Source organism: Acinetobacter pragensis (genome assembly GCF_001605895.1).
GTDB classification, from domain to species: Bacteria; Pseudomonadota; Gammaproteobacteria; order Pseudomonadales; family Moraxellaceae; genus Acinetobacter; species Acinetobacter pragensis.
The window spans coordinates 25,582-43,010 of sequence record NZ_LUAW01000014.1; the positions used below are offsets into that span (position 1 = coordinate 25,582).

General features: G+C 42.6%; 14 protein-coding genes and 4 tRNA genes. 4 read left to right on the plus strand and 14 right to left on the minus strand.

Annotated features, from left to right (window positions below):
• Positions 1–52: 52 nt before the first annotated feature.
• On the plus strand, positions 53–1,297 hold the full coding sequence (locus AZH43_RS05530; protein WP_067667451.1) for an NADH:flavin oxidoreductase/NADH oxidase family protein: 1,245 nt from the start codon (positions 53–55) through the stop codon (positions 1,295–1,297).
• 49 nt (positions 1,298–1,346) lie between these two features.
• On the opposite strand, the gene AZH43_RS05535 is transcribed toward AZH43_RS05530, so the two are convergent.
• The 12 genes from AZH43_RS05535 to pyrC form a co-directional block, all read right to left on the minus strand.
• Positions 1,347–2,024 carry a glutathione S-transferase gene (locus tag AZH43_RS05535; protein ID WP_067667453.1) on the minus strand — a complete coding sequence of 226 codons (678 nt, stop codon included), beginning with the start codon at positions 2,022–2,024 and terminating at the stop codon, positions 1,347–1,349.
• A 171-nt stretch (positions 2,025–2,195) separates the two neighbouring features.
• Positions 2,196–2,271 (minus strand) — tRNA-Glu (locus tag AZH43_RS05540).
• Between the two features lie 46 nt (positions 2,272–2,317).
• A tRNA-Glu gene (locus tag AZH43_RS05545) sits at positions 2,318–2,393 on the minus strand.
• Between the two features lie 26 nt (positions 2,394–2,419).
• Positions 2,420–2,495, minus strand: a tRNA-Glu gene (locus tag AZH43_RS05550).
• Positions 2,496–2,627: 132 nt separating this feature from the next.
• Positions 2,628–3,512, minus strand: a complete 885-nt coding sequence (locus AZH43_RS05555; RefSeq protein ID WP_081406778.1) for an alpha/beta fold hydrolase — start codon at positions 3,510–3,512, stop codon at positions 2,628–2,630.
• Positions 3,513–3,608: 96 nt separating this feature from the next.
• Positions 3,609–5,021 carry an amino acid permease gene (locus tag AZH43_RS05560; protein WP_067667456.1) on the minus strand — a complete coding sequence of 471 codons (1,413 nt, stop codon included), beginning with the start codon at positions 5,019–5,021 and terminating at the stop codon, positions 3,609–3,611.
• 107 nt (positions 5,022–5,128) lie between these two features.
• Positions 5,129–5,204, minus strand: a tRNA-Glu gene (locus AZH43_RS05565).
• A 190-nt stretch (positions 5,205–5,394) separates the two neighbouring features.
• The gene (locus AZH43_RS05570; RefSeq protein ID WP_067667457.1) at positions 5,395–6,825 is read right to left on the minus strand and encodes an amino acid permease; all 1,431 of its coding nucleotides are present in this window, start codon (positions 6,823–6,825) and stop codon (positions 5,395–5,397) included.
• Between the two features lie 120 nt (positions 6,826–6,945).
• Positions 6,946–7,092, minus strand: a complete 147-nt coding sequence (locus tag AZH43_RS18650) for a hypothetical protein (protein ID WP_162840077.1) — start codon at positions 7,090–7,092, stop codon at positions 6,946–6,948.
• 116 nt (positions 7,093–7,208) lie between these two features.
• Positions 7,209–9,746 carry a TonB-dependent receptor plug domain-containing protein gene (locus tag AZH43_RS05575; protein WP_227509788.1) on the minus strand — a complete coding sequence of 846 codons (2,538 nt, stop codon included), beginning with the start codon at positions 9,744–9,746 and terminating at the stop codon, positions 7,209–7,211.
• A 208-nt stretch (positions 9,747–9,954) separates the two neighbouring features.
• Positions 9,955–10,614, minus strand: coding sequence for a ribonuclease T (gene rnt, locus AZH43_RS05580; protein WP_067667460.1), 660 nt, complete (start codon positions 10,612–10,614; stop codon positions 9,955–9,957).
• A complete protein-coding gene (gene pyrC / locus AZH43_RS05585) occupies positions 10,599–11,633 on the minus strand; it encodes a dihydroorotase (protein WP_067667461.1) in 1,035 nt (344 codons plus the stop codon). Before pyrC ends, rnt begins: the two co-directional genes overlap by 16 nt.
• Positions 11,634–11,785: 152 nt before the next feature.
• Here pyrC and AZH43_RS05590 point away from each other — a divergent pair, with 152 nt between their 5' ends.
• On the plus strand, positions 11,786–13,042 hold the full coding sequence (locus AZH43_RS05590) for a GGDEF domain-containing protein (RefSeq protein ID WP_067667464.1): 1,257 nt from the start codon (positions 11,786–11,788) through the stop codon (positions 13,040–13,042).
• A gap of 169 nt (positions 13,043–13,211) precedes the next feature.
• Here the strand turns inward: AZH43_RS05590 and argG are convergent, their stop codons facing one another.
• Both argG and AZH43_RS05600 read right to left on the minus strand, forming a co-directional pair.
• Positions 13,212–14,555, minus strand: a complete 1,344-nt coding sequence (argG, locus tag AZH43_RS05595; protein ID WP_067667684.1) for an argininosuccinate synthase — start codon at positions 14,553–14,555, stop codon at positions 13,212–13,214.
• A gap of 355 nt (positions 14,556–14,910) precedes the next feature.
• A complete protein-coding gene (locus AZH43_RS05600) occupies positions 14,911–15,762 on the minus strand; it encodes a LysR family transcriptional regulator (RefSeq protein WP_067667466.1) in 852 nt (283 codons plus the stop codon).
• A gap of 150 nt (positions 15,763–15,912) precedes the next feature.
• Between AZH43_RS05600 and AZH43_RS05605 the strand changes: the two genes are divergently transcribed.
• Both AZH43_RS05605 and AZH43_RS05610 read left to right on the plus strand, forming a co-directional pair.
• A complete protein-coding gene (locus tag AZH43_RS05605; RefSeq protein ID WP_067667467.1) occupies positions 15,913–16,830 on the plus strand; it encodes a DMT family transporter in 918 nt (305 codons plus the stop codon).
• Between the two features lie 112 nt (positions 16,831–16,942).
• Entirely contained in the window at positions 16,943–17,296 is a 354-nt protein-coding gene (locus tag AZH43_RS05610; protein ID WP_067667472.1) for a hypothetical protein, read from the plus strand.
• Positions 17,297–17,429: the final 133 nt, after the last annotated feature.

Here is a 17,429-nt window from a genome sequence, read left to right on the forward strand (position 1 = left end):
GCGCGGAATATGTTTAGAGTAAAAATACTATTTAAAGAATAATGGAAATGACATGAGCCATCTTGCAGAACCGATCCAAATACGGAAAACGCAATTTAAAAACCGCATTATTAAAGGCGCGATGAGTGAAGCGCTGGCCAACGTTCAAGGCCAGCCGAATCATTTGCATTTTGGCCTGTATGAGGCATGGGCAAAAGGCGGTTTAGGCTGTGCAATTACTGGCAATGTCATGGTAGATATTCGCGCTAAAAATGAACCGGGTGTGGTTGCGATTGAGTCGGAGCGTGATTTGCCGCTGCTCAAGCAATGGGCGGATTTAGGAAAAAAATATGGCATGGTGCAGCTGGTGCAGCTGTCGCATCCTGGCCGGCAGTGCCCGAAAGGTTTGAATAAAGAAACGGTTGCGCCGTCTGCTGTCCCATTCAGCCCGATGCTGGCAACGACTTTCGGTACGCCCCGTGAACTGCGTGAAGAAGAAATTCAAAACATCATCCAGCGCTTTGCCACAGCAGCGGCGGTATGTGAAAAAGCGGGTTTTGAAGGTGTGCAGCTGCATGGCGCGCATGGTTATTTAATCAGCCAGTTTTTGTCGCCATTAACCAATCAGCGTCAAGATCAATGGGGCGGCTCTATTGAAAACCGTATGCGCTTTCTGTTGGAGGTTTACCAAGCGGTCCGCGCTGTGACATCAGATCAATTCATTATTGCGGTCAAGCTGAATTCAGCAGACTTCCAGCGCGGCGGCATCAGTGAAGAAGACGTGGTTACGGTGTTTAAAGCGATTGATGCAGCCGGCATAGACTTGATTGAAATTTCTGGCGGAACGTATGAAGCTCCTGCCATGGCAGGTGCGAAAGAGGATAAACGCAAAGCATCGACGATTGCCCGCGAAGCCTATTTCTTGGACTTTGCCGATAAAATCCGTAAAGAAGTGAATTGCCATTTAATGGTGACAGGCGGCTTCCGTACCGTGCGGGGCATGAATGCTGCGCTGGACAGCGGCGCCTGTGAGTTTGTCGGCATCGCGCGTCCATTTGCTGTAGAAACGGCATTGGCAGACCGCCTGCTTGCAGGTCAGGATGTGCGTTATGGCGTCAATAAAATTAAAACAGGCATTCCCATGGTGGATAAAATGGCGATCATGGAAATTATTTGGTATGCCGCGCAATTCAAAGCCATTGGTGAAGGCAGACAGCCGAATCCGAAATTGTCGCCTTTAAAAGTGTTCTTTAAATATTTAAAAGGCAATTTGACCGCAGTCATTAAGGGCCGGGTCAATTCACGTAAATCGGCTTAAGGCGCAGCGCAATAATTAGAGTTGAGCTTAGGAATAACTCTATCTGGCATTATTGGGTGATTTGCCAATAGCGCTGAAACTCTTCAGTAGACCAATGGCCTTTCAGCAATGCAGTTTGAAAGGCCGGCCTGCTTTGAATTTGGGTTAAATACCGCGCCAATGCTGGATAGGCGGTAAAACTCAGCAACGCAGACTGGCTGGCCTGTAAAGGAAACCACACTAAGATATCTGCGCAGCTGAACTGGTTACCTGCCAGCCAAATATGGTTTTTTAAATGGCTGTCCAGCATTTGCAGCTGTTTTGTGATTTCAGGGGTTAAATAAGCGCTGTTAAAGGCCGCTTTAAAAGCAAGGCTGACAAAGCGGAGCAGCCAAGGCGTCTGCTGGGCAATTTGAGCAAAAACCTGCTTTAAGGCGAGATTCGGCATGAAGCTGGCATCTGCGTAGTTCTTATAAAAACAATAATTCCAGTACATATTGTCTGGGGCATCTAAAATAAACTGCTTCTTCAGCTGACATAAGTATTCAGCAATTGCGCTGCTTTCGGTCAGTGTATGTATATCGGCATATGGTTGCTGAATCAGAAGGGTTGGAAACTTTAAGCCGCTTTGTATTTTATTTGGACAAATGATTAATTCATAATTTAAATCTAATTCTTCAAGCAGCCAAACAATCCGCTGAGAGCGGGAATTGGGCAGATGGTGCAGTGTTATTTTTAGATCTTGCATGCTGTTTTTATCATGATGAGCTGATGCTGAATTTCAATATATCTGAAGTGGCACAGCCTTTATAGCCAAAGCAATGAAAATATGAAGCTATTAAACAATAGGCAATAAAAAAGCCCAAGGCTGAATAAGCTCGGGCTTTTCTATGAAATGAGTCTAGACTCATTTCGAATATGGCGTCCCTACGGGGATTCGAACCCCGGTTACCGCCGTGAAAGGGCGATGTCCTAGGCCTCTAGACGATAGGGACAGCGTGAAGTAAATATATTTAAACCATTCCATGCACTGGAATTTAATGGCGTCCCTACGGGGATTCGAACCCCGGTTACCGCCGTGAAAGGGCGATGTCCTAGGCCTCTAGACGATAGGGACTAAATAAACATACATACTTCTGAAATTGGCGTCCCTACGGGGATTCGAACCCCGGTTACCGCCGTGAAAGGGCGATGTCCTAGGCCTCTAGACGATAGGGACGTTTCAGAGGTGGGCGTATAATAGGGTGAAATAGGAGGGGTGTCAAACGCATTTCTGAAATTAATTCATGAAAATTCAACAACTGGATAAATTATCAGCGCTAATGCTGAAAATGCTTAAAAAACTCGAATTTTAACGCTTTAAAAAGGGCTGAATGATTTTCTGTACGACATCGGGATGCTGTAAATATCCAATAATTTCATGCGGCCGGTTGGCAAAGGTTGAGATTTCATGATTGCAAATGGGCGGTGTAAAAGTAAAAGGGGCGCAGCTGAGCGGGAAGGCTGTCAGAAAATCATCATGTGAATAAAAGTTAATCCAATTGCCCCGAATGCCGGCAGGCCGGATGATTGGATGCATGACTTTGTCCTGCACGACCCGGAATGCAAGCGGAGAGCCTAAGGTAATAAAATTTTTAATTTTTAATTCTGGATGCCGGTACAGTAAATTGTAGGCAATCACCGTACCGAGTGAGTGCGCCACCACAATATGCTGCTCATGCGGGCTTAGGGTTTGTAAAATACGGTTATGCACTTCCCGAAGAAAGCATTCATTGGACAAATACAAATAAGTTTCAATTAAAAAGCGGTGGATCAGCTGCTCATGCAGCCGAGGAAAGCGGTTCAGTAAAATCGTGAACTCTTTTAAAATAAGATCTTTGCTGATGGCGGTGAACAGCGCTAATTTTTCTGAAATCGGCAGGGTTTGACTGATGCTTTCGTGCGGTAAAAAAGGAATAAACTCGCTGTGTTCAGTCGCTTCTTTTTCTTCACGCTGTAAATGCAGCGGAAAATGAAACAGCGTTTTAGGCAGCAGGGTGTTCATATCAATGTTGTTTTGTTGATGATGCAGAAGAAGCAGATCGCCATAAAAAGGGAACTCGATCTTTAAATCCGAGATTTTCAGCGGATATTTGCCGCAGCTCAAACCTTGCTGAAAAATATTCAGCCAGTGCTGTTTCAGAGATTCAGCCGTATGATTTTGCTGATTCATGCCATGGATAAATATTATTTTCATAAGGCATTCCATCATGATGAATACCATTATTTTATACATAAAAAAGAGCAGCCTGGGCTGCTCTGATTTGCTGCAATTGGTAATCTGCTTCAGCTGTCAGTTTTTCGTATGGTAAAACGTGTAATAGCTGGCGTAGCAGCAGGCGATAAAGATCATGCAACCGATAAAGCCAGGCAGCATTTCAGGATCGAAAACCATGCTGATGCAGGTGATTAGGCAGAATACAAAACCTAAAATCGGCACAATAGGAAATAAAGGCGCAGCAAAGCCAAGCTCCGCTTTGCTGTGGCCGTCTTTATACCACTGGCGGCGGAAGTTGAACTGGCTGAGGCAAATACTCATCCACACCACAACCATGGTAAATGCCGCAATACCCAGTAAATTCTTGAAAATAGTTTCAGGCGCAAACTGTTCTGACAATAGACCTGGCACCGCACCGAACATTGTCACAATGACTGCGACGTAAGGAATGCCGCGATGGTTTAATTTTGAAAAAACGGCGGGCAGCTGTTTTTTGTACGACAGTGACCACATCATGCGTGAAGCGGCAAATAAACCTGAGTTGGCGGCTGACAAGAGCGCAGTAATAATGACAAAGCGGATAATGTCTTCTGCATATGGAATGCCGATATTATTGAACACGGTCACAAATGGACTGCTGCTGACCCCTTCAGCATCCAGTCCTGCCATTTGATGCGGCAGCAAAGCGCTGATGACCACAATGGTGCCGACAAAGAAAATCAGCAGGCGCCAAATTGCAGTATTAATCGCTTTAGGCACATTTTTAGCAGGATCTTGAGTTTCACCGGCAGCAACACCAATCAGCTCTGTACCGGAAAAGGCAAAGTTCACAATCAGCATGGTCGCAAAAATAGGGAACAGCCCATGCGGAAACCAGCCCTGAGCGGTCAAATTGCTGAACAGCGGTGCAGATTCATAGCCTTGGTAGCTGGCTGCGCCAAAAATAGCCAGCAAGCCCAACACAATAAATGCAATGACTGTAATGACTTTGACCAGCGCCAGCCAAAACTCAGATTCTGCAAACCATCGGGTTGAACTCATGTTCATGCAAAAAACAAACGCTGCAAAAATAATTGTCCATAGCCAGACTGAAACATGCGGAAACCATTCCTGCATGAGCAAGGCCGCTGCGGTAAATTCAGTGCCTAGCGTTGCAGACCACGTCAGCCAATACAGCCAAGTCATGGTATAACCTGTGCCTGGGCCAATATAGCGCGTTGCATAAGCGCCAAAAGAGCCGGATTCAGGCATGTGGACAGCGAGCTCGCCTAAGCAAAGCATGACCATATAGGCGATAATGCCGCCTAAAAAATAAGAAATAATGGCACCAATAGGCCCCGTTTGTGCAATGACTTCACCCGACCCTAAAAATAGGCCTGTGCCGATTGCGCCGCCAAGCGAAATCATGACCAGATGCCGGGTACTCATAGCGCGTTTTAAAGGCGCTGAATTGCCCTGATGCGAAGCATCATTCGGAGATGAGTGCATAAATTGTCATTAAGAAAATCAGTGAAGCGAGCTATTGTAGAGAAAAACAGCGAGAGTGCAATCGAGTTTTAATTATTTGATGAATTGATAATCTATAAAAAGATAGATGGCGTCCCTACGGGGATTCGAACCCCGGTTACCGCCGTGAAAGGGCGATGTCCTAGGCCTCTAGACGATAGGGACGTTGCGAGGTGATGGCTATATTAGGGATTTTTAAAAATGCTGTCAAACCTGAGAAGGCATTATTTTTAAAATATTGAATTATTTGATTAAAAAATGAGAGATCAGGCTAAATAAAAGTGCCTAAACGTTAAAAGCGCAGTATGGCGGCTGCGCTTTTAACGACATTGTTCAATGAAAATGCATCTAGGCTTTAATTTTTATTGTGATACAACCAATAATAGCTGGCATAACATGCCGCCATAAACAGCAGGCAGCCGATAAAGCCGGACAGCATTTCAGGGTCAGCCGCCATGCTCAAGCCGGTGGCCGTACAGCAGATAAATCCTAAAATAGGCACCAGCGGAAACCATGGTGTTCTAAACTTCAATTCACTGACACTGTGGCCTTGTTTCAGCCACTGGCGGCGGAAGTTGAACTGGCTCCAGCAAATGCTCATCCACACAATCACCATGGTAAAGGCGGCCACGCCCATCAGGTTTTTAAAGATCACATCAGCGCCAAACTGCTCAGACAGCAGACCCGGCAAACCGCCGATCATGGTGACCCAAATGGCAACGACCGGCACGCCTGCTTTATTGACTTTGGCAAATACACGGGGCAGCTGATTTTGAGCGGAAAGCGCCCACATCATGCGTGAAGCTGCATAGAGGCCCGAGTTTGCAGTAGACAATAACGCTGTGATAATCACAAAACGGATAATATCCTCTGCATAAGGAATGCCCATAAGATTAAAGACGGATACAAAAGGGCTGCTGCTGAGGCCGCCATGACCGCCGACATTTAAGCCTGCATCGGTATAGGTCAGCAGTGAACCGATGACGATAATGGTGCCGACAAAGAAAATCATTAAGCGCCATACTGCCGCGTGAATAGCTTTAGGGACATTTTTTTCCGGATTTTCCGTTTCACCGGCAGCAATCCCGATCATTTCTGTGCCGTTAAAGGCAAAATTCACGATAAGCAAGGTCGCAAACAGCGGGAACAGGCCATTCGGCAGCCAGCCATGTGCAGTTAAATTGCTGAACAGCGGCGCAGAAGTGTAGCCTTCAAATGAAATCAGGCCAAAAATGCAGGCAAAGCCAAGTGCGATAAATACCAGCACCGTAGCTACTTTAATAAAGGACAGCCAAAATTCAGATTCAGCAAAGGTGCGGGTTGAGCTGAGATTGGACAGCAGGACACAGGCAGCAAAAATCAGTGTCCAAAGCCATATAGAGGTTTGCGGAAACCATTCCTGCACCAGCATGGCAGCTGCGGTAAATTCTGTACCTAATGTGGCGGACCAGCCTAGCCAATACATCCAAGAGACCATATAGCCTGTTCCTGGGCCGATATAGCGGGTTGCAAAGGCGCCAAAAGAACCGGATACCGGTAAGTGCACTGCGAGTTCGCCTAGACACAGCATGACAATATAGGCGATGAGGCCGCCAATAATGTAGGCCAGAACTGCACCGAGCGGCCCAGCTTGGGAAATGACTTCACCAGATCCCATAAACAGGCCTGTACCAATAGCGCCGCCCAAGGAAAGCATAATAAGGTGGCGCGTGGTCATCGCGCGTTTTAACGACGGCGAATTCCCTTCCGCAGGCGGTTGCTGCGAAGGCTGAGAGGGAGATTGCATAGAAGAAAGATTAAGTGTAAAAAAGATATTTTATAATTTGATTAGATGAAAAATCACATAAATCGGTTTTTTCTTATCATTTATATTTTATTATCAATAAAATAGATATAAATATTCGGATTAAGGTTTTGACTGTGCTGCCGAATGCTGTTCGGCAGATGGCTGTTTTTGCTCTGCCGGTTTGGTGCTGTCATCACGGCTGGCCATATAAATATATAGCGCGGCAGGAAATGAAATAAGTAAAACCAGCAGGATATTTTTCAGCATAAATATGGGGGAGATTGAACAAAGCCCGCTTAGTATAGCGAAAACAAGGCAGGCTGTAAGCTACAGAGCCTGTGAATTCAGGCTGCATTGTTTTCGCAATGTAAGCGATTTACAAGCTAAAATTTAAAAGTGACGTCTGCAATGAATTGTCTGCCGATCTCCGATTTTAAAGTATTGCTACTGTCCGTGATATTTTGGCTTGTGTAGGTGTTATGTCTGTTGGTTACGTTATTGATTGTCAGGCCTAAAATAGCTTTGTAGTCTTTAGTGATTTGAAAAGCATATGTACCGCGTAAATCCCAGCTAAAGCGAGGTTTGATGGTTTCTGTTTCATAAATTTCTAAACCGTCAATATTAGTTGCTTTTAATTTATAGGTGTCTTCATATGACGATTTATAGCTTAAGAAGTTACTAATTTTTAGAGGGAATGTAAGAAAATCAACGTCCCAGCTTACGCGTGCTGTCCAAGGCTGAGCAAAATTTTCAACTGGTCGCTCATTAAATTTAATTCGATGCCCATTGTAAATAACATCACGGTCTTCAGCTGCAGTTTGACTGTTGACATTGAATGAATCTACATAGGTATTATAGTTCTTTTCCTGTTCATTATAATCAAAAGCAAAACCAAACATATGTTCAGTGTTTTTTAATTTTAGGGGGGCTATATTATTGATCGCTAAGGTATATATATCAGCTTTAGCTTCACCTAGGTTGCTATATTCATAGTGATCGATTGTATTTTTTGTGCCAGGGGCCGTATATCTGCTTTTAGTAATCTCGTTTTTTGTTTCGCGATTAACCCATTTCAGAGCAATATTTATATTGCTGACTTGTCCATTAATGCCAAATACAATTTCATCATTATAGGGTGTATCTAATTCAGATCTGCGAATGTTTGCATTACTTAATAGTAAGTCTGATAAACCTGTCTTAACCCAGTCATCTTCTGGACTGGCAGTTCTTTTTAAATTGTATTCTAGAAGAGCTGTTTCATCACGCAGTTCAGTATTAAGAGTATAGTTTGAATAGTAGCGGTTCCAGCCAGTTGTAAAGCTTAAGGCATCAGATTTAAATGGCTTATAATTAAATGAAGTGCGTGGTGCAATATTCAAATTTTTAGCTAATGATTCATAATCAGCTCTTAGTCCTAAACGAGCAGAAAATTTATCCCATTCCATCTTATTTTCAGCAAATAGAAATATGGCATCTTGAGATAGATTCGCTGTGCCTTTTTGGTAGTATTTCCCATTTGTCAGGAATTGTCCCTGCATAGTATTTTCAGCAGATGGACTATCACATAATATATCCTCTGCTAAACATGAATAAGTTGCTTTATCCGTGAAACTTTTGGATTGGTTGTACATGTATGTATCATTTAGGCGTTCCCAAGAAGCATTGGTGTGGGTAAAGCCTGAGCCAAAACTGATGTTGTGCGTTGTATTGGTAAGTTTTATAGGGTCAAAGGTATTTTTAAAACTATAAGCAAAAACATCTTGTGAAAGATTGATATCACTGCTTGTAGAACCTTGACCAGGGTTGTCGCTCCAGTTTTTAGTTGGAGTCTGCTTCCATAAGATGCCTAGATTATTATCATTTTCACGGGCATTATCCATGGTTTGATAGCTGATATTTTGTGTCAATGTTGAATTGTTGAGTTTAGTGATCAACTCACCAAAAAGAGTTAAAGTTTCTGTATACGTAACACTTCGCGAATCTAAACGTTTTGTAACGTAGTTAATGCTATCTAAATTGCCGTAATCGAAACCAAACTTTAGCTTAGTATCAGTGGATGGTGTATAAAAAAAAGTAGCTCCAGTATTTATATTTGTTCTGTCTTTTTCTACCTTTTTGGGATCGTTTAGACCACTCATCACAGGAATTAAAGATTGTCGTCCTGATGCATAAAAGTTAATGCCCCAGTTATCGGATAGCTTGCTGTAAAGGTTGGCGCTAATACCTTGTTTTGTGAAATCTTTTTGATTGTTTGAGCTGGGTTCAGCGAATTCATCCTCTTCTTCATCTGTAGCAAAGTGATAATCAGCCCAATCGCTGCTAGTATAGTCGTAAGTAATGGAGCCGTGGATTTTACCAATTTCAGTATTTGGGGCACATGTTGTTGCTTTGATAACACCGCCTGTAAAATCACCATATTCAGCAGAAATATTGCTGTCCAGAACTTCTAAACTGCAGATTAAGTCAGTATTAAGCGCGATACCTTGTGAACCATTATCCAATTGACCATCATATGAATCGCCGCTGCCTAAAGGATCTACATTATTCGTAGAGTTAACGCCATTTATAATAAATTTGTTGCGGTAGGTTGGAGCCCCATTTATAGATATTTCGGCAGGTTTTAGCTCACCTTGAGAACCTGCCGCCCGATGATCATTACTAAATTGCACATTTGGATTCACTTTCAAAAAATCGGTAATATTTTTTGAACTGTTCGGCGTTTTTTCTAAATCTTCTTTACTGTAAATGGTTTGTCCGACTTCATTTGCCTTTTCTGCTTCTACAACAATAGTGTTCAATTTAACTTCGGGCAGTACGGCTGGGTTTTCTGCATCATCTGCATATGCGATAGGGCTAAGAACTGAACATATAGCCAGTGCAAGAGGAGAAAGAGGGAATCGCATAGTGTAAGAATGACGCAAATAATAATGCGATCGATTATCATTAACTTACATTGAATAATCAATATAAATGAGAATTATTTTCAATATAAAAAAACGATTTAATTAATATAAAAAAACGATTAGAAGAATAGAGAATTAATAAAGAATACGCCCCTAAAGCGCTTTAAACTTGAATTCAGCAGAAGCCGATGTCTTCAAAGTTTCAGGCAAAAGGGGCAGAGCGGTTTTATTTGTCAGCGCTTAAGGTGTCCAACAAATGCGGGCCAAGCTTATTTAAAATAATGCAGAACAATTCAGCTGTTTTTTGGGTGTCGTAAAGCGCTGAATGCGCTTCTTTACCGTCAAATTCAATGCCCGCCTGAATGCAGGATTTTGCTAAAACGGTTTGACCAAACACCACTGCACTTAAAGTCACAGTATCAAAAACCGAAAAACTGTGGAACGGATTCTGGTTTTTCGTTCCAGTACGCGCAATGGCTGCCTGTACAAAACCCAAATCAAAATGCGCATTGTGGCCAACCAAAACAGCATGGGTGCAGCCCTGCTGACGGCGTACTTCATTGACTGATTTAAAAATCCGCTTTAACGCAGATTTTTCATCTTCAGCCATTGCCATACGCATTGGATTAAATGGGTCTATGCCAATAAAGTCCAATGATCTGCGGTCTAAGTTTGCACCTTCAAAAGGATTGATATGCGCATGATGCGCTTCACCTGGTACAAATTTTCCCTCTGCATCATACACAATAGGTATGGCTGCAATTTCCAATAATGCATCGGTCTGTGAATTAAAGCCTGCAGTTTCGACGTCGACAACGACCGGCAGGAATCCACGGAAACGCTGACCAATTACTGGTAGAGTTTCATCTGTCACACTTTTCTCCATTGAATGGTTTTACCCGCATGCAGCGGAATAATCTGTTCACCATCCAAATAGTCTAAACTTTCAGGAATCACTTGATCTTCTTTTACCAATGTAATGGTATTGGTATTGCGCGGCAGGCCATAGAAGTCTGCGCCAAAGTGGCTGGCAAAACCTTCTAAGCGGTCAATTTTACCGACTTGATCAAATGCTTGAGCATACAGCTCAATTGCGGTAGGAGCACTATAGCACCCTGCACAGCCGCATGCATTTTCTTTAGCATTTTTTGAGTGCGGCGCGCTGTCCGTCCCTAAGAAAAATTTAGGGCTGCCGCTGGTGGCGACTTCAAGCAAAGTTTGCTGATGTGTTTGACGCTTTAAAATCGGCAGGCAGTAGAAATGCGGCTTTACACCGCCTACCAGCATGTCATTGCGGTTAAATAATAAGTGCTGCGGGGTAATGGTGGCCGCCACATTGCGGTCATGCTCCAAGACAAAATGCGCAGCTTCACTGGTGGTAATGTGCTCTAAAACCAACTTCAATTTTGGAAACTGCTTCAGCAGCGGAGAAAGCACTTCATCCAGGAAACGCTTTTCACGGTCAAAAATATCGACATGGTTATGCGTCACTTCACCATGCAATAACAGCGGAACCTGGTGTTCTTCCATTTGTTCAATGACGCCGTATACTTTACTGATGTCACTGACACCACTGTCTGAATTTGTCGTTGCGCCGGCTGGATACAGTTTAATGGCATTGACGTGCTCAGATTGCTTGATTTTCAGCACTTCGCTTGGGGCCGTATTATTTGTGAAATACAGTACCATGCGGGGGTCAAAATGAACGCCTTCAGGCACATGCGCCATAATGCGTTCACGATAAGCATTTGCTTCTTCTACCGTTTTTACAGGCGGAACTAAGTTTGGCATGCAGATAGCGCGGGCAAATTGCTTCGCTAAATCAGGAACTGTACGCTTTAATGCTAGGCCGTCACGCAAATGGGCATGCCAGTCGTCTGGCTGAAGAATAGTAATCGAGTTCAAGGCAATTTCAAACTTGCAAATAAAATAGATGATAATGCAAAAAGTGTGAAAATGGTAACGTGTTTTAAAGACAAATGGCGCGGGCCAGATAAATAATCTGAAAAAAATGTGTTATTTTAAAGGCACTAAAATAATTAAATAAATCGTTGGCAATGGAATACAAGTATAATCTTGCAAAATTGCAATATGATAAAGAAAAATTAGAAGAATTGATTGCACGCCAAAGCCGCCGTGTGGGGCAGGCATTTCCCAAAAAGCTGGAAACTCAATTTTGGACCCTGAATTTAGACCGCGCCCGGGACAACATTAATCAATATGTCTGGATAGGCGTTTTAACCTATTTTATTTTAACGTTGCTGATGATTCCCGGCGATTACTGGATCATCGAAGATGCTTTTTTTGCGCATGATTTTACGCACTGTTTAGCCGGTTTGGCGAATGGCGCTTTTTGCCTGCTGACCCTATATGTTTTTGCGCACTATAAACAGTTGAATCTTTATTTTCCCTATGCTGCTATGGCCGTCGTGTTTTGGTCAGTGATTTCAATGACGTGGCTGACCATCACGGTCTATACGCCCGCATTAAAGCTTCAAGCGATGATGATCATCTGCATGATTTATATCTTGGGCTATATACTGACTGGGGTGAAACCCGCTCATATGCTGATGACTGGACTCACGGCCGCAATTGTCACTTTGCTGATGCTGTTTTCACTGCATGTCAAATTTGATGCCATGGTGATTGGGCGTGTACTGATCGGCAGCTGCGTACTGGGCTTTGCAATCAGTAAAATGCTGTGCGCGCGGGAGCGGATGATTTTTCTGAGTATGAAGCGTGCGGATATCAGTGAAAAAATTCACCGTATACATACAGCAGAATTGCTGCACCTAAGCCAGCATGATGAGCTGACGAAAATTTCCAACCGCCGTACTTTTGATGAAATGCTGGATACCTGCTATGAACAGGCGAAGCGGGATGAAAGCGCGCTATCCATTCTATTTATCGATGTCGATCATTTTAAAAATTACAATGATTTTTACGGGCATCAAAAGGGCGATGATGTGATTTCATCTATTGCGAAAAGCATTAAGAATGCCATCCGCCATATGGATTTTGTGGCCCGTTATGGGGGAGAAGAATTTGTAGTGCTGCTGCCGGAAACTGATGCGCATGGCGCCTATGCTGTTGCATCCAATATTTATAAAGCCATTGACCGTTTGGAAATCCCGCATGAAAAATCGTTGGTATCCAGGCATGTGACCATCAGTTTGGGCATTACGGTATTCCGCGGTGAGGAACTGTCTAAAGAAGACTTGCTGTCCATTGCGGATCAAGCGCTGTACCGCGCCAAACAGTTAGGCCGCAACCAAATTTATTATCAATCTATCCGTTCTGCACAAGTGGCTTAAACATTAAGTTGCCGAGCCTTATTCAAATTATTTGAACAGTTTTGGTCAATATTGGCTTTGGCTTGTCAGGTGAATTATCTGTATCTTGATGTTTTTTATTATGAGATATTAAAAAATTAGACATAAAAAAACCGCTCAAATGAGCGGTTTTTGAAGATAAAACAAATGATTATTTGTTTTTGTCTTTTAATTGCGGCACAGCAGAGCCAGTACCTACTGCAAGTAAGCCAGCGCCAGTATAGATGCCTAATTTAGCGCGAGTATCTGTAATATCTAGGTTACGCATAGTCAATTGACCAATACGATCCATAGGAGAGAACATTGAATCGCCTTTTTCCATCGTCAAGCGTTCAGCTTCATAAGTCAGGTTTTCAGATTCAGTATTCATGATGGTGTAGTCATTACCACGGCGAAGTTCAAGAGTAACCGTACCAGTTACAGCTTTAGCAACCCAACGCTGTGCAGTTTCACGAAGCATCAGCGCTTGTGAGTCGAACCAGCGGCCTTGGTAAAGAAGACGGCCTAAACGTAAACCGTTGATACGGTATTGTTCAATGGTATCTTCGTTATGAATACCCGTTACAAGACGTTCGTAAGCAATATGAAGCAGCGCCATACCCGGAGCTTCGTAGATGCCGCGAGATTTCGCTTCGATGATGCGGTTTTCAATTTGATCCGACATACCTAGACCGTGACGGCCGCCGATACGGTTCGCTTCAAGAATGAATTCTACTGGATCTTCGATACGCTGACCGTTGATTGCAACAGGGAAACCTTCTTCGAAAGTAATTGATACTTCTTCAGGAGCGATTTTCACGTCTTCTTTCCAGAACGCAACGCCCATAATCGGATCAACAATTTTGATGCCGGCATTCAGGTATTCAAGATCTTTTGCTTCGTGGGTTGCGCCCAGCATGTTCGAGTCAGTTGAATACGCTTTTTCTTTTGACATTTTATAGTCAAAACCGTTGTCGATAAGGAACTGTGACATTTCTGCACGGCCGCCAAGCTCATCGATAAAGGTTTGATCCAGCCATGGCTTGTAGATTTTAAGCGCTGGATTCGTCAATAGGCCATAACGGTAGAAACGCTCAATGTCGTTGCCTTTATAAGTAGAGCCGTCACCCCAAATGTTGACGTCATCTTCTTTCATGGCGGTAACAAGCATTGTGCCTGTAACTGCACGGCCTAAAGGCGTCGTGTTGAAATATGGCACGCCGCCAGTAGAAATATGGAAAGCGCCGCATTGAATCGCAGCAATACCTTCAAGCGCAAGCTGTAAACGACAATCAACTAAGCGTGCTTTTACTGCGCCATACGCTTCCGCTTTACGTGGAATCGCATCGTAGTCGTCTTCATCAGGCTGACCCAAGTTTGCTGTATAAGCATAAGGTTCTGCGCCTTTTTGTTTCATCCACAAAAGAGCAGCTGAAGTATCTAGACCACCAGAGAAGGCAATACCAACTTTTTTGCCAACAGGGACATTCTGCAAGATAGTTGCATTATCAGTCATTGTTAATCCTAACGATATTAAAATAGGCACCTGAAAAGGGTGGCCCGAGAGAATATATATTTCTTCAATGATATCACTTTTTGGCGCATTTTTTTTCTGAAAAAATTCGGAATAGATAAAAAAACAATACGAAGAATAGATTTTATCGAAGAAATAGAATGAATAGGAATATGTGCCGGCAAATTTGATCAAATGAACATCATTTTCGTTTTATACAGCGAAGCGGAAAATCTTTTCAGATATTATCTGAATATATGCGCAGGGCTGATACGCTGCGCAGAAGTGATGATAAAAATTGCTAGATTTTGCCTTTGAAATGAATCAATAAAATAACCATTTGTATCATCATTATTTCTTATAGCTGATCATTCAAACCTACAAACTGCTTTTCTATTGGCGTAAATACATGATCATTTCGTGCAATCAGATACAAGCCGATGTTGCGGTATTGTTCAGGGATTTCCATATAGTATTGAATATTGAATTTCTCAATCAATGATTTGGCAATCATAGAAATACCCATGCCAAGCTGTGTAAATTGAATCAGCGCTTCATGGTCAAAAATATGGGTAATTTCACCTTTTTGAATCTGATAGTCTGAACACATTTGATCCAAAGTTGTGGAGTAACAGCATTGCTCTGAAGCAAGGAGAACATTTTGCTGATGCATGCAATCGGCAATGTTGTCATGGTTAATGATATTTTTTCCAATCAGTACCAAATGGTCATCCGCTTTGTGAATGTATTGCAGATTTTTGTGTTTCGGATGTCCAAGCACATAGGCGATATCTAAATTTCCCTGCAGTATTTCATCTTCAATAAAGCCTGTTGCCCCAGTTTTCATGGTGATTGAAAGTTCTGGATAGGTTTCGTAAAGCTGGCTAAAAGAGGGGTAAAAACGCATGCCGCCTAAGCTGGTATTGGTGCCAAAACGTAAATATTTTTCTTGCTGATAAATTTTATGTTCAGTTTCTTCCCAAGTAAACATCATTTTTTTGTATTGCTGATAAAGATTGATGCCTGACTCAGTCAGTTCTACGCCTTTAGGCTTGCGAATAAAAAGCTGACGGTCATAGTGATTTTCAATTTTTTTGATTTTAGCCGTCATATTGGATTGCAAGTAATTGAGCTTATGCGCGGCAGCGGTAATGCTTTTAAGCTCTGCTACGGTCACAAATGATTTGATATCACTCATATCGATATTCATTTCGCATCCTCAAATATGGGCCTAGGCAGGTATCACCAATGATTAAACCAAGGCATCAAAAAAAATGATGTATAGATTAAAATATAACATTATTCATGATGTCATTTATTATTTACACTACCCGAACTTTCCATCTGTTGAGTACAGCTAATGAATATTAAAGTTGTGAGCGCCATTGCTTTGCTCTGTCTGGTGTGGGGATCTCTATGGGGCTTGGTCAAGCACAGCCTGCAAATTTTTCCGCCATTTTTATTTATTTCAATGCGTTTGATTTTGGCGGCATTGACACTCATTGCTGTACAGCTGCTGCTGAAAAAATCTGTGCTGCCTGCTCAAGGGGAATGGAAAAAGCTGATTATTTCCAGTTTGATGATCTGCATCGGCTTTTATGCGACGCAGACATTTGCCATGCAATTTGTAGATTCAGGCTTATCTGCTGTTCTGGTATTTACCATGCCGATTTTTATTGGCGTTTTGGCGCACTATATTTTGAAAGAGCGCTTAAATACGCAAAAAGTCATCGGGCTGCTGTGCGGGACATTAGGTTTAGCCGCTATTCTGTGGTCGCAGCTGCACCACATGCATTTGAATTTGGCGTTAATCGGTCAAGGTTTTTTGATTCTGTCCGGTTTTTTCTGGGCCATGACAACGGTTTACGTCAAAAAGAATTTTGCGGCCTATGACAAAATGAAGCTGACGATTTGGCAAATGCTGATTGGCGGTTTCATCATTTTAATTGGCGCTTTGGCATTTGAACCCGTAGATTTTAAGGTGTGGCTCAATCCGCTGAATGACTCGATTCTGTTTTATATTGCGGTGATTGGGACAGGTTTTGCTTTTGCGTTATGGAATTGGATTGTGAGTCAGGTTGATACTTTTGTCGCTTCAATTTCAGTGATGTGCATTCCAATACTAAGCTTGTTTTTTGGACATGTGCTGTGGCATGAACCGATCACAATCAATATTCTGATTGGCGCTGCTTTTATTTGCGCCGGCATTATTTTGAGTTCATTGAATTTTGCATCAAAGCAAAATATTCAGCGCGCCATAATGGAAAATCGGTATTAAATCGCAATACATTCACATTAGAAGTCTAAGTTGCTGATATATTGATATTGGCAACTTCTGAATATTTAAAAAAAGTTAAGTTAAAAACACATTTTATTGGGGAATGCTCATTATGGTCATGAATCATTTACCGCCGTTATATCCGCATCAAAAAAGCAAGAACGAAACCTTAAGCTTGGTGCATGGAATCTATGCCGGGCTGCTGTTTTGCGCATTGGCTATTGTCTGGTATGTGGAATATCAGCAAAGCACCATTCCAATGATTGAATTGGCGGTATTAAGTGTGCTGATGCTGCTCATGTTCGGCTTGAATGTGCTGGCTTGCATTAAAGTTAAAAAGGGGAACAATGCAGGGCTGATTTTGTCGCGGGTCATGGCGGTTCTCATGCTGCTGAGCTTTCCGATCGGAACGGTGCTGGGGCTGTTTTCTCTGTGGAAAACGTCAAAAAAACAATGGGAAAAATAAACGGGATATTCTGTTTTTATATGGATTAATGTGTAGATCAATGCTGAAGCTTAAGAAATGCCGTAGTTAAATGATTCAGCACATCATATATTGCATAGAAAATCAGTATTTCAAATTTTCAGGGCAGGCGCTT

What these genes read in the sequence shown, in the direction of transcription:
- AZH43_RS05530 (WP_067667451.1), top strand. Translation starts at nt 53, where the DNA reads ATGAGCCATCTTGCAGAACCGATCCAAATACGGAAAACGCAATTTAAA.
- AZH43_RS05535 (WP_067667453.1), bottom strand. Translation starts at nt 2,024, where the DNA reads ATGCAAGATCTAAAAATAACACTGCACCATCTGCCCAATTCCCGCTCT.
- AZH43_RS05555 (WP_081406778.1), bottom strand. Translation starts at nt 3,512, where the DNA reads ATGAAAATAATATTTATCCATGGCATGAATCAGCAAAATCATACGGCT.
- AZH43_RS05560 (WP_067667456.1), bottom strand. Translation starts at nt 5,021, where the DNA reads ATGCACTCATCTCCGAATGATGCTTCGCATCAGGGCAATTCAGCGCCT.
- AZH43_RS05570 (WP_067667457.1), bottom strand. Translation starts at nt 6,825, where the DNA reads ATGCAATCTCCCTCTCAGCCTTCGCAGCAACCGCCTGCGGAAGGGAAT.
- AZH43_RS18650 (WP_162840077.1), bottom strand. Translation starts at nt 7,092, where the DNA reads ATGCTGAAAAATATCCTGCTGGTTTTACTTATTTCATTTCCTGCCGCG.
- rnt (WP_067667460.1), bottom strand. Translation starts at nt 10,614, where the DNA reads ATGGAGAAAAGTGTGACAGATGAAACTCTACCAGTAATTGGTCAGCGT.
- AZH43_RS05590 (WP_067667464.1), top strand. Translation starts at nt 11,786, where the DNA reads ATGGAATACAAGTATAATCTTGCAAAATTGCAATATGATAAAGAAAAA.
- argG (WP_067667684.1), bottom strand. Translation starts at nt 14,555, where the DNA reads ATGACTGATAATGCAACTATCTTGCAGAATGTCCCTGTTGGCAAAAAA.
- AZH43_RS05600 (WP_067667466.1), bottom strand. Translation starts at nt 15,762, where the DNA reads ATGAATATCGATATGAGTGATATCAAATCATTTGTGACCGTAGCAGAG.
- AZH43_RS05605 (WP_067667467.1), top strand. Translation starts at nt 15,913, where the DNA reads ATGAATATTAAAGTTGTGAGCGCCATTGCTTTGCTCTGTCTGGTGTGG.
- AZH43_RS05610 (WP_067667472.1), top strand. Translation starts at nt 16,943, where the DNA reads ATGGTCATGAATCATTTACCGCCGTTATATCCGCATCAAAAAAGCAAG.